This is a genomic window from Pseudomonas sp. NDM, assembly GCF_003105095.1.
GTDB classification, from domain to species: domain Bacteria; phylum Pseudomonadota; class Gammaproteobacteria; order Pseudomonadales; family Pseudomonadaceae; genus Aquipseudomonas; species Aquipseudomonas moraviensis_A.
This window is the reverse complement of the sequence record NZ_QETJ01000151.1, coordinates 1-11,689: the sequence shown is the minus strand read 5'-3', so window position 1 is coordinate 11,689 and position 11,689 is coordinate 1. Positions and strand designations below refer to the sequence as shown.

Annotated in this window: 13 protein-coding genes; 5 read left to right on the top strand and 8 right to left on the bottom strand. The window is 60.1% G+C overall.

Features of this window, described 5'->3' with window-relative positions:
• Positions 1–114: 114 nt before the first annotated feature.
• Entirely contained in the window at positions 115–744 is a 630-nt protein-coding gene (locus DCO47_RS22025; protein ID WP_083353712.1) for a glutathione S-transferase, read from the top strand.
• A 181-nt stretch (positions 745–925) separates the two neighbouring features.
• Here the strand turns inward: DCO47_RS22025 and creD are convergent, their stop codons facing one another.
• The 4 genes from creD to DCO47_RS21995 all read right to left on the bottom strand — a co-directional run bounded on the left by creD (position 926) and on the right by DCO47_RS21995 (position 5,200).
• Positions 926–2,293, bottom strand: coding sequence for a cell envelope integrity protein CreD (creD, locus tag DCO47_RS22015; protein ID WP_116658912.1), 1,368 nt, complete (start codon positions 2,291–2,293; stop codon positions 926–928).
• A gap of 232 nt (positions 2,294–2,525) precedes the next feature.
• On the bottom strand, positions 2,526–3,944 hold the full coding sequence (gene creC, locus DCO47_RS22005; protein ID WP_083353715.1) for a two-component system sensor histidine kinase CreC: 1,419 nt from the start codon (positions 3,942–3,944) through the stop codon (positions 2,526–2,528).
• Entirely contained in the window at positions 3,944–4,624 is a 681-nt protein-coding gene (gene creB, locus DCO47_RS22000; RefSeq protein ID WP_064365307.1) for a two-component system response regulator CreB, read from the bottom strand. The genes creC and creB overlap by 1 nt, the downstream gene beginning before the upstream one ends.
• Before the next feature lie 69 nt (positions 4,625–4,693).
• Positions 4,694–5,200, bottom strand: a complete 507-nt coding sequence (locus DCO47_RS21995; RefSeq protein WP_065616526.1) for an ATP-dependent zinc protease — start codon at positions 5,198–5,200, stop codon at positions 4,694–4,696.
• 334 nt (positions 5,201–5,534) lie between these two features.
• On the opposite strand from DCO47_RS21995, the gene DCO47_RS21990 reads away from it, so the two are divergent.
• The gene (locus DCO47_RS21990; protein WP_064365309.1) at positions 5,535–6,422 is read left to right on the top strand and encodes an acyltransferase; all 888 of its coding nucleotides are present in this window, start codon (positions 5,535–5,537) and stop codon (positions 6,420–6,422) included.
• A gap of 1 nt (position 6,423) precedes the next feature.
• Here DCO47_RS21990 and DCO47_RS21985 read toward each other — a convergent pair whose 3' ends face one another.
• Complete coding sequence (locus tag DCO47_RS21985) at positions 6,424–6,987, bottom strand: DUF2780 domain-containing protein (RefSeq protein ID WP_116658910.1); 564 nt, start codon at positions 6,985–6,987, stop codon at positions 6,424–6,426.
• Positions 6,988–7,330: 343 nt separating this feature from the next.
• Here DCO47_RS21985 and DCO47_RS21980 point away from each other — a divergent pair, with 343 nt between their 5' ends.
• The 3 genes from DCO47_RS21980 (at position 7,331) to DCO47_RS21970 (ending at position 8,440) form a co-directional block, all read left to right on the top strand.
• Positions 7,331–7,651, top strand: coding sequence for a hypothetical protein (locus DCO47_RS21980; protein ID WP_116658909.1), 321 nt, complete (start codon positions 7,331–7,333; stop codon positions 7,649–7,651).
• Between the two features lie 89 nt (positions 7,652–7,740).
• Positions 7,741–7,953 carry a cold-shock protein gene (locus DCO47_RS21975; protein ID WP_116658908.1) on the top strand — a complete coding sequence of 71 codons (213 nt, stop codon included), beginning with the start codon at positions 7,741–7,743 and terminating at the stop codon, positions 7,951–7,953.
• A 274-nt stretch (positions 7,954–8,227) separates the two neighbouring features.
• Positions 8,228–8,440 (top strand): cold-shock protein, encoded by a 213-nt coding sequence (locus DCO47_RS21970; RefSeq protein ID WP_083353719.1) that lies wholly within the window; start codon positions 8,228–8,230, stop codon positions 8,438–8,440.
• 49 nt (positions 8,441–8,489) lie between these two features.
• Here DCO47_RS21970 and fdhA read toward each other — a convergent pair whose 3' ends face one another.
• From fdhA to DCO47_RS21955, 3 genes are all read right to left on the bottom strand, one after another.
• Positions 8,490–9,689 (bottom strand): formaldehyde dehydrogenase, glutathione-independent, encoded by a 1,200-nt coding sequence (gene fdhA / locus DCO47_RS21965; RefSeq protein ID WP_016772834.1) that lies wholly within the window; start codon positions 9,687–9,689, stop codon positions 8,490–8,492.
• A 176-nt stretch (positions 9,690–9,865) separates the two neighbouring features.
• Positions 9,866–10,723, bottom strand: a complete 858-nt coding sequence (purU, locus tag DCO47_RS21960) for a formyltetrahydrofolate deformylase (protein ID WP_039757644.1) — start codon at positions 10,721–10,723, stop codon at positions 9,866–9,868.
• A gap of 220 nt (positions 10,724–10,943) precedes the next feature.
• Positions 10,944–11,576, bottom strand: coding sequence for a sarcosine oxidase subunit gamma (locus DCO47_RS21955; protein WP_034155013.1), 633 nt, complete (start codon positions 11,574–11,576; stop codon positions 10,944–10,946).
• Positions 11,577–11,689: the final 113 nt, after the last annotated feature.

Genomic DNA, 11,689 nt, shown 5'->3' with positions numbered 1-11,689 from the left:
TGCGGAACGCTGCGATCTTTTGCTTTCAAAAGCAGAATCAAGATCAAAAGATCGCAGCGTTCCGCAGCTCCTACGGCTAATCTCCTGCTCTTCGCCGACCACCGAGGTTCATCCATGTCCGCCCCCAGCATGACCCTGTACCACAACATCCTGTCGCCCTTCGTCCGCAAGGTCATGGTGCTGCTGCACGAAACCGGTCAGCAGGATCGTGTCGCGCTGCAGGACTGCGTGCTCAGCCCGGTCAGCCCGAACCCGGCGCTGATCGCCGACAACCCGTTGAGCAAGATCCCCGCCCTGCGCCTGGCCGACGGCAATGTCATCCATGACAGCCGCGTCATCCTTGAGTACCTCGACCAGCAGCATGTCGGCAATCCGCTGATCCCCCGCGAAGGCGCGGCGCGCTGGCGGCGGTTGACCCTGGCGTCGATGGCCGACGGGATCATGGATGCCTCGGTGATGGTGCGTTATGAAACCGTCCTGCGCCCGGTGGAAAAACACTGGGACGAATGGCTCGACGCCCAGCGCGACAAGATCCGCCGTGCCCTCGCCGTGCTGGAGAGCGAGGCGATTGCCGAGCTGACCAGCCATTTCGATGTTGCGGCGATCAGCGTGGCCTGCGCGTTGGGCTATCTGGACCTGCGCTTCCCGGACATGGACTGGCGCGCGGCCAACCCGCAACTGGCCAACTGGTATTTCGAAGTGAGTCAGCGGCCGTCCATGCTGGCGACGATGCCCAAGCCTTAGAGCTGCGCTGCCTGTTCCGGCCTCTTCGCGAGCAGGCTCGCTCCCACAGGATGGATGTCATACCCGAATCCCTTATGGGAGCGAGCCTGCTCGCGAATGCACCACCTCGGTTTTGGCGGCAGCGCTGCAAAAATCAGCGTCAGCAACACCGCTACTTCCCTGCGCTCAGCTCTCAACCCGCTCATCGCATCGCCTCCACATCAAACTCCAGCGGCTTGGCCGACTTCGCGCCAATCCCGTACCAGTCGAGTTTGCGCGTCAGCACCATGAACACCCCGAGCAGACCGAACAGCATCAGCGAGCCCATCAGCAGCGCGTAATCCTCGGCGCTGAGCAAGCCGTACAACAGGCCATACAACGCCGCCAGCCCGGCCGAAAAACTCAATCCATGCCGCGCACTGCGCAACACGTGGCTGACGTAGAAACCGATCAACAGCACGCAGCCACTGGCCGACAACAGATACGCCAGAGCAAAACCGATGTGTTCCGACAGCGACAACAGCAGCAGGTAAAAGAACGCCAGTGCGACACCGACCAAGGCATATTGCACCGGATGCACCGCCAGGCTCTTGAGCACTTCGAAGAGGAAGAAACCGGCGAAGGTCAGGACGATGAACATCAGCGCGTATTTGATCGCCCGATCGCTTTTGAGGTACTGATCCACGGGATCGATGAAACTGACGCCGAAGCTGCGCCCGTTGAGTGCGTCACAGTCGCCAGCGACACAACGCTCCATTGCCTCTTGCAGGTTGGTGGAGAAGAACGAGGTCTGCCAATCGGCGCTGAACCCCTGATCGTTGATCTCGCGCTTGGCCGGCAGGAAGTTGCCGACGAAGCTGGGGTGCGGCCAATTGGCAGCGAGGCTGACGCTGCTGGTCTTGCCCACCGGCACCACGCGCAGCGAACCGGTGCCTTGCAGGCGCAGGTCGAAGCCGAATGTCAGCTGCGTGGCTTTACTGGCGTCGAGGTCCGGGAGGGTCACATGCACGCCCTCACCAATCCAGGCCACTTCGCTGCCGGGCACGAAATCCAGCTGCTGACCGGCGAGCTCGAGTTTCAGCGCGTTTTCGATGCCGCGAATGTCGCTGATACCGACGGCGAGGAACGGTGCGTCGAATTGATAATCGGCAAAATTCTCCTTGATGCCCAACTGTGCCGGCAGGGAAAAATGCCCGTCGATACGGTTGTCGGCGTGGAACAGCCGCGCCTCGTAAATCCCACGTTTGCGCAGCTCGGTCTGCACCTGGCCGTCGAGTTCGAAGCGCTCCGGCAGAAAGTACAGACGCCCGCGCACCTCGCTGATGTCCTCGTAGCGCTTGTTGGTTTTTTCGTTGGTCTTCCAGGTGCGCACAATCTTGCGATAGGGCACCACCATCACCGGCCCGGTCAGTTGCTGGCTGTAACTGGAACTGCGGGCGATGTCTTCGAGCACACCGTCGCGCAGTTGCTGACGCTCATCGATGATGCCGTCGATCATCAGCAACGGGATCAGCAACAGCAGGATCAGCAAGGCAATCGCGCCGAGCTTGATGGTCAGATTCTTGTTCATGGGACTCTCCCTGTTTGGATGGGAGGAGTCTGGTGATGCGGTGTGGAGGGAATGTGTGGGGAATATGGAGATTGTGTGGAAACACCTGCCCTGTGGCGAGGGAGCTTGCTCCCGCTCGGCGACGCAGTCGTCGCAACCGGTGTCGGTAATACACCGGAATAAACCGCGGTGTATGGATTGGGGGCTGCTTCGCAGCCCAGCGGGAGCAAGCTCCCTCGCCACATGGATCAGTTCAAGGCAGGCGCAACGCTACCTCAACGCCATTTTCGACATTGCCAATGCGCATCACCCCGCCATGCAACTTGACCACTTCCTCAACGAAGTTCAGCCCCAACCCGGTGCTCTTGCGCCCGCTGTCCGGGCGCGGCAGCGAGTAAAAACGCTCGGTCAATCGCGGCAAGGCGTAATCGGGAATCGCCGTGGTCTGGTTGAACAGGCGAAACTCGATCTGCTCGCCAACCCGATCGGCACTCAAGCGCAACAGGCCCTGCGTCGGGGTGAAATCCAGTGCGTTTTCCAGCAGGTTGCCCAAGGCCTGACGCAGCAGAAACGGCTCGCCAATCAGCAGCAGTTCCTCGCCGATCGTTTGCTCGATACGCAGGTGCTTGCCCTCGATTCGCGCCGCCTGCGCCCTGAGCAGTTCTGCGACCAACAGCGCCAGCGGCACTGCCACCCGTTCCTCCAGCCCTTGGCGCTGTTCGACCTGCGCCAGATTGAGCAGGCGCTCGATCAACTGCTGCATTCGCGCGCTTTCGCTGTCGATGTTGGCGACAAAACGCAAACGCTGGACGGGCGGCATATCACTTTGCAGCAACTCCGCCGCACCTCGAATCGCCGCCAGCGGACTTTTCAATTCATGGGTCAGGGTGTGCACATAGCGCTCGACGTAGGCCTTGCCTTCGAGCTGCGTGCGCATCTGCTCGACCGCCATCGCCAATTGTTCCAGTTCGCCGCCGCGATAGTGCGGCACTTCCACGCGTCGGCCTTCGCTGACCGCCTGGGCATAACCGGTCAACCGGTGCAGCGCACGACTCAGCCACCACGACAGCAACGCACCGAACAGCAGACCGAGGCCGATCAGCCCGGCGCCGTAAAACAGCAAGCGCCGCTCGGTGCGATCGACATAGGGCTGCAGCGAGCTGTTGGGCTTGGCCACGGTAACCACGCCGATGATCTTGCCGTTGTCACGGATCGGCGCGCCGACGTGCATCACCGAGGAATTCGCGTCGTCAGGATCGCTACGGCTGGAGCGCGCACCGTACTCGCCGCGCAGGGTCAGGTAGACGTCGTTCCAGCGCGAATAATCCTGGCCGACGGCGACGCCGCTGGAGTCGAGCACGACGATGCCTTTGGCGTCGGTAACGTAGATGCGATGGTTGACCTGATTCTTCGGCAAGCCCCAGATCGTCGCTTGCGGCTGGCGCTCGCCATAGGCGCGGAGCAGTTGCGGCCAGCGGTTCTCGCTGAGGGTGCCGGCCTTGAAATCGTCACGGAGGATTTCCGCCATCAGGTTGGCGGTATCCACCAGCGTCTCTTCGGTGGACTGACGCACGCCGGGGCGGATTTCTTCCATCACGGTGTTAAGGACGAAATAACCGGTCAGACCGACAAACAGCACGTACACCAGAAAGATCCGCAGGCCCAACGACATCAGCTGTGCACCGGGCTGTAGCTGTAACCGAGGCCGCGATGGGTCTGGATCGGCTCAGCCTCGGCACGGACCAGACGCAACTTGGCACGAACGCTTTTGATGTGGCTGTCGATGCTGCGCTCGTAACCGGCATCAGCGGCCACGCCCAGTGCATCGAGCAATTGCTCTCGGCTGAACACGCGTTCGGGTTGTTCGAGCAGGCATTGCAGCAGACGGAATTCATGGCGGGTGAGGCTCAGCGGCTGGCCGCGATAGCTGATCTGCACGCGTTCGGGATCGATGCGAAACAGCGTTGCGCCTGCTTCCGGGGTCGGGCGCGGCGCCATGCGCTTGAGGATGGCTTTGACCCGCGCCGCCACTTCACGCGGGCTGAACGGTTTGACGACGTAATCGTCGGCGCCGATCTCGAGGCCGACCACACGGTCGATCTCGGCATCGCGGGCGCTGAGAAACAGCACCGGCACTTCAGTGAAGCGCCGCAGCTGCTTGCAGGTTTCGAAGCCGCTGATGTCCGGCAGGCCGATATCGAGAATGATCAGGTCGGCCGGGGTCTGCCGCTGATGCTCCAGCGCCGCCGCGCCGAGGCTCAGCCACGTGGTGGTGAAGCCCTCGCCCTGCAAGGCAAAAATCAGCGTGTCGGCAATCGCCGCTTCGTCTTCGACAATCAGGATGTGCGGCATGGCGTCCGAGCCCGTGGCAGGTAATGCGCGAACGGTGCCCCAAGCCCGGGGTTACGTCAATCAGACCACTCAGCAGTCAGGCTTGTCGGCGGTGTAACGCCGCGCCGGATTGACCGCCGCGCCGAACTCGCGCAAGGCCTTGGCGCCGATCAGCAGCGGGTAGTTGAAGTGGCTGCGGTCGGTCAGGTTGACCTCGACGGTGCGTTTGACGTTGCCCAGGCACAGTTCCAGATCGACCACCGGGCGCTTGGCGACATCGCTGGCGTCGCGCTCGTCATCGTCCTCGTCGGAACGGCTTTTGATCTTGCTGATGCGCGCGACCTTGTGTTCGAAAACCTTGTTGCTGGCGTCCTTGGTGGCGAGACGGAAACGCACCCAGTCTTCGCCATCGCGGGTGAAGGTCTCGATGTCCTTGGCCGACAGCGAGGCGGTCAGCGCACCGGTGTCCATCTTGGCCTTGAGTACTTCGCCGCCGATTTCCGGCAGCGCGATGTATTCGTAGCGACCGTACAGCGTCGGTTCGGCAGCCATGACCGGCAGCGCGACGAGGGCAAACAGAGCAAGGAGGGATTTCACGTAAGGGGCTTCCTGAAAGAGTGGGCTCAGCGCCAGATTCTAGACCGCGCAAATGTGCGGAAGTTGGAGTAGCGCCAACCTCTGTGGCGAGGGAGCTTGCTCCCGCTCGGCGACGCAGTCGTCGTAAAGCCTGATTTGCGACTCTACTGGCACACCGAAGCGCATGTGCCTGGGGCTGCTTCGCAGCCCAGCGGGAGCAAGCTCCCTCGCCACAGGGTTGCGCATCAGCGCTGAAGACTAACGCTTTAAAAGTGAAACATTCGTCAGCGCCGATTTGGCCTGTCGCGCGAAGCTGCTTATCATGGCCCGCCCCTGCCACTTCATAGAGTTGCTTATGCGCCGCCTGCTCACCGGCTGTTTGGTCACCCTGCTGTTGTTGCTCAACACCCTGATTCTGATCGGGCCGTTGATGGTGTTTGCCCTGCTCAAGCTGATCGCGCCCGGGCGCTGGCGTGATTACGCGTCGTGGGCGGTGATGTGGATTGCCGAGACCTGGGCCGAGATCGACAAGCTGATCTTCCGGCTGTGCATCCCGACCCAGTGGGACATTCGCGGCGGCGACGATCTGCGCCGCGACACGTCATATCTGGTGGTCAGCAACCATCAATCCTGGGTCGACATTCCGGCGCTGATCCAGACCCTCAACCGGCGCACGCCGTTTTTCAAGTTCTTCCTCAAGAAAGAGCTGATTTGGGTGCCGTTTCTCGGCCTGGCGTGGTGGGCGCTGGATTACCCGTTCATGAAGCGCTACACCAAGGCCTTTCTAGCGAAGAACCCGGAACTGGCAGGCAAGGATCTGGAAATCACCAAAGCCGCTTGCGAGCTGTTCAAGCGCCAGCCAGTGACGGTGGTGAATTATCTCGAAGGCACCCGCTACACCCTGGCCAAAAGCACCCAGCAGGACTCACCGTTCAGCCACCTGCTCAAACCCAAGGCCGGCGGTGTGGCGTTCGTGCTGGCGGCGATGGGCGAACAGCTCGACGCGATGCTCGACGTGACGGTGGTGTATCCGCAGGAGAAGATTCCGGGCTTCTGGGACCTGATCAGCGGCAACGTGCCGCGGGTGATCATCGACATCAAGACCCGCGAACTCGACCCGGGGCTGTGGCAGGGCGATTACGAGAAAGATCCGGCGTTCCGCCAGCGCGTCCAGAACTGGGTCAACCAGCTCTGGACCGAGAAGGATCAGCGCATCGTCGCGTTGCGCAACGAGCGCCGCTGACTCAACTGCCGGTGCCGGTGCCGGTGCCCCAGATGTTGCCGAGGCTGCTCAACAGCGAACCGCCGACGCCCTGCTGACCGAGGTATTGCAGGATCACCGGGGCAAACTGGCCGATCATGCCGCTGTCCATGCCCAGCGCGCTGAACGCGTTGTTCAGGTCGTTGCTGTCTTTGACATTGCCCAGCGCATTTTCCAGGCCAGCGGACTTGCCGGACGAACCGAGCAACGCCCCGAGCGCCGCCAGATTGCCGCTGCCACCGGACAATTTGTCGATGCCCGGCACTTCCTTGGCCAGTTGCGAATAGTCGGTGCTGCTCAACTGATTCTTCGCCAGCCCGAGCATCGCGCTAGTGCCGCCTACGGCCTGCTCCGGCGTGACATCCAGCGCACTGAGGGCGCTGAGCAAACCGGCGGTCTCCGAGGTCGGCGCCGCAGCGGCCGCCTTGTCACCACCCTCCATCCCCGCTACCGCACCGGCGACGTCATTCAGACTGAAACCGGCAAACACCGGCCCGGCGGCCAGGGTCAGGAGCGATGCCAGGGCAATACCGCGTGAAATCTTCATTCAGACATCCTCTTGCGCTGTAAAAACGACCCGTTGTCGGGCGGCGAAACTGGCGGTTTGACCGGTTATTGGTTGGCATGTTCCTCACCCGCACGCCCATTCTCATCATTGCCCGGCAGATCAGCCTTGAAGCGCAGAAGATCATCAAAAAGATTGCGGCCCTGGCGGCTTCTGAGATCACTGCGTAAGCGCTGCAGAACGGTGTGATTCTTTATGACGTTTGTCCGCCAACAACCGGGCTCCATATTTCCAAAGAGACTAAAAAACTGTCAGATCTGACAGTTGGCGGCGGTCATCAATGCATAGAACATTGCTGCTCCTTTCATGTAACGGAGTACAAACAATGAAGCTGAAAATTACCGCCGGTGTTTTGGTCAGTCTTGCCATGATGAGCACCGCCTATGCAGCCACTTGCCCGACAATTTCAATTACTCACTCTCTAGAAAACGAAGATGCCACCTTCACCTCTGCGCGCCTTCAAGACAAGAACAGCGACGATTCCGTCGTCATTTGTCGCTACGACGGCAAGGGCGACCTTGGCGTCTCCTCCGGTTACAGGAACGGTACTCCGATCAAAGCCACTGGAACCGGCTGGACCTCGGATGATTGCGCAGCCGCCGATGGAGACGTAAAAAAATGCTCGTTTGAAGAAAAGAAAGAGTAACACGTAAAAAAAGAGCAACCCGAACGTTGCCCTTTTATGGAAATACCTGCACCGCAGAAATCAAGACTCAAAGCATAGGAAGCATGGACATGTCACTCAGACAAACCGGGACAGTCAAATGGTTTAACGATGAAAAAGGATTCGGCTTTATCACCCCTCAGGGTGGCGGCGATGATCTTTTCGTCCATTCCAAGGCTATCGAGAGCGACTGGACCAAAACCCTTAAGGAAGGACAGACAGTTTCATTCGTCGCCGAAAAGGGGCAGAAAGGAATGCAAGCAGCCCAAGTCCGCGCTGAATGAACCATGAACCAAACAAAACGGCGACCCTGAGGTCGCCGTTTTGCCTTGCGGTAAAACTTTGCCAGAGGCATGTTCCGGTCATTCCAGATCGATATTTTGGCTATTCCAAAAAGTTTATAAAAACTGTCAAACCTGACAGTTACCGCCGGAAATCAAGTTGGATTATCTTGAATTCGACAAACGCTCGACTGGTTCGCAATTCTTGGACAGGTAACCCCAAGTCGTGCCCCCTCGAATCTGAATTCAAGACACAAAGCAAACAGGAAGCATGGACATGTCAAACAGACAAACCGGTACCGTAAAGTGGTTTAACGATGAAAAACGCTTCGGCTTTATCACCCCCGTCAGTGGCGATGATCTTTTCGTCCATTTCAAAGCCATCCAAACGCAAGGATGCACAACTTTGAAAGAAGGCCAAACTGTGTCATTTGTTGCCACAAGAGGACAGAAAGGAATGCAAGCTGAAGAGGTCGAAATCGAATCGTAAATATGAAAAACGGCGCCTGAATGGCGCCGTTTTGTAGCGCGTTAAAATCCTACGCCGCACTGAACAACTTGTGCGGGTCGATCACAAACTTCTTCGGCACGCCGGCATCGAACTCGCCATAACCTTCCGGCGCCTGGTCGAGGCTGATGACTTGCACGCCCACCACTTCGGCGATGTTGATGCGATCCCACATGATCGCCTGCATCAGTTGGCGGTTGTACTTCATCACTGGGGTCTGACCAGTGTGGAAGCTGTGGGACTTGGCCCAGCCCAGGCCGAAGCGGATGCTCAGGCTGCCCATTTTTGCCGCGGCGTCGACGGCGCCCGGATCTTCGGTGACGTACAGGCCCGGGATGCCGATCTTGCCGGCAACGCGCACCACGCCCATCAGTGAGTTGAGCACCGTAGCCGGGGCTTCGGCCTTGACGCCATCGTGGCCGTGGCCGCGGGCTTCGAAACCGACGCAGTCCACCGCGCAGTCGACTTCAGGTTCGCCCAGCAGTGCGGCGATCTGTTCGTGCAGCGGGGTGTCCTTGGACAGGTCGACGACTTCAAAGCCCTGCGCCTTGGCGTGGGCCAGGCGGATGGTGTTGACGTCGCCGACGATCACCACCGCCGCACCGAGCAAACGTGCAGAAGCGGCAGCGGCCAGACCGACCGGACCGGCGCCGGCGATGTAAACGCTGCTGCCCGGGCCGACGCCGGCAGTGACCGCGCCGTGGTAACCGGTCGGGAGGATGTCGGAGAGGCAGGTCAGGTCACGGATTTTCTCCATAGCCTTATCGCGGTCCGGCAGTTTCAGCAGGTTGAAGTCGGCGTACGGCACCAGCACGTATTCGGCCTGGCCGCCGGTCCAGTCGCCCATGTCGACGTAACCGTAAGCGCCACCGGCACGGGCCGGGTTGACGGTCAGGCAGACACCGGTGTGTTGCTCTTTGCAGGAACGGCAGCGCCCGCAAGCCACGTTGAAGGGAACGGAGACCAGGTCGCCGATCTTCAGGTTCTCGACGTCAGAGCCCTTTTCGATCACCTCACCGGTGATCTCGTGACCCAGCACCAGACCGGTCTGCGCCGTGGTCCGGCCGCGCACCATGTGCTGGTCGGAGCCGCAGATGTTGGTGGAAACCACTTTGAGAATGACCCCGTGCTCGATCTTGCGACCGCGCGGGTCCTGCATTTTCGGGTAGTCGATTTTCTGTACTTCGACCTTGCCAGCGCCGAGATACACCACACCACGATTGCCAGACATGCTTTCACCTCGCTGTTGTTTTTATGGAACTGCGCTGCCCAGGCAGGCAGCGCGTTAAGTGCTCGGGTTACTGCTTGTTGGTTTTGCGTTGTTTGTTATGGCCCTATCGCGAGCAGGCTCACTCCTACATTGGAATGCGTACCCCTTGTAGGAGTGCGCCTGCTCGCGATAGCTATCTAAAGAACGACCGTACGATTGGCGTTGAGGAACACCCTCCGCTCAATGTGATACCCAACCGCCCGCGCCAGCGTCAGGCCTTCGATATCGCGCCCCTTGGCGATCAGATCCTCGGGATAATGACTGTGGTCCACCGCCTCGACGCCCTGGGCAATGATCGGCCCTTCATCGAGGTCGTTGTTGATGTAGTGCGCCGTTGCGCCAACCAGTTTCACGCCCTTGTTGTAAGCCTGGTGATAAGGCTTGGCGCCCTTGAAGCCCGGCAGCAGCGAGTGATGAATGTTGATCGCCTTGCCGTCGAGCTTGCGGCACAGCTCCGGCGACAGCACCTGCATGTAGCGGGCGAGGATCACCAGTTCGGCACCGGCCTCTTCGATCACCTGCCAGACCTGACGCTCCTGCGCCGGTTTGTCATTGGGGTCGAGAGGGAAATGGTAGTAGGGAATCTGGTGCCAGTCGGCCAGTGGCTTGAGATCCGGATGGTTGGACACCACCGCTGCCACGTCCATCGACAACTGGCCGATGCGCTGGCGGTAGAGCAAGTCGTTGAGGCAGTGATCGGCCTTGGAGACCATGATCACCACTTTCGGCCGGTAGTTCGGCGCGGTCAGCTCGAAGAGCATGCCGAACGCCTGCCCTCGCTCGGCAAGGCCTGCGCGGAAAGATTGCTCGTCAAAACCGTCCGGCTGGCGGAATTCCACGCGAATGAAGAAGCGCCCGGAGAGGCGATCATCGAACGAGTGGTGCTCGGTCACATAACAGCCCTGCTCGAACAGAAAACGCGTCACCGCGTCCACCGTGCCGAGGACGCTGGGGCAGTCGGCGGTCAGAATCCATGTGTCTGGGGCGCGGCTCATGGTGCGGTAACTCCTGTTTTTTGTGCGGGGTGTCAGGGTTTTCCCCTCACCCTAGCCCTCTCCCAGAGGGAGAGGGAACTGACCGTGGTGCTCTTTCGAGCTACGCCGACCTGAAATATCGCGGGTGAATATAGATCACAAAAACACCCGAGATCGGCTCCCTTTCCCCCTCGCCAGCCCTGGGGGAGAGGGCTGGGGTGAGGGGGTAGCTCTTGATCTTTCAGGCCTGAACGCTAAGGCCGTACTCAGCCGACGCATCCTGCAACCACAACCACCAGTAATCCGAGAAGCTGCGACGAATCAGCAATTCCCAAGTGTCTTCGGCGGTATGACGAATCATCAGCTGCGACTTGGCGAACACCGTGCCCACCGCTTTACCGACCGGGAAGTTGTTCGGGTGCACGTCGTAGCTGGTGGATTTCATCAGCACCTGACGCACGTTCGGGCCGCTCAGTTCGAGCACTTGCTGGCCACCGCTGACGTTGACGATCGCGATGTGCAGATCGCCCAGTGCTTCACGCAGTTTCTGTTCGGCGGCGAACTCTTCACCGCTTGGCACGATCAGCAACCACTCGTCCGGGCCCATCCATTGCAGGCTGGTTTCGCCTTTGACAATGACGCTCAGAGCGCCGGGCAATTCAATGCCCAGCGCCTTGTGCACACCAGCAGCGAACGCTGCATCGTGACCATCGCCACGAATGGTCAGGTGGCCGAGGAGTTTCTTTTCCCGCACGATCACACCGGCGTTCTTGCGGCCCTTGCCGACCAGGCTGGCGAGGTCGGCATGGTGCAGCGACGACTCGGCACGGGCACCGGTGGTCGGGCGTTGTTGGTACACGTTGGCTGTGGTCATAAAGCACCTTTGCTGAATTCTGACTTGAACCCTGTGTAGGCAGATCTACCGCTATCGCGAGCAGGCTCACTCCTACAAGGGGTACGCGATCACCTGTAGGAGTGAGCCTGCTC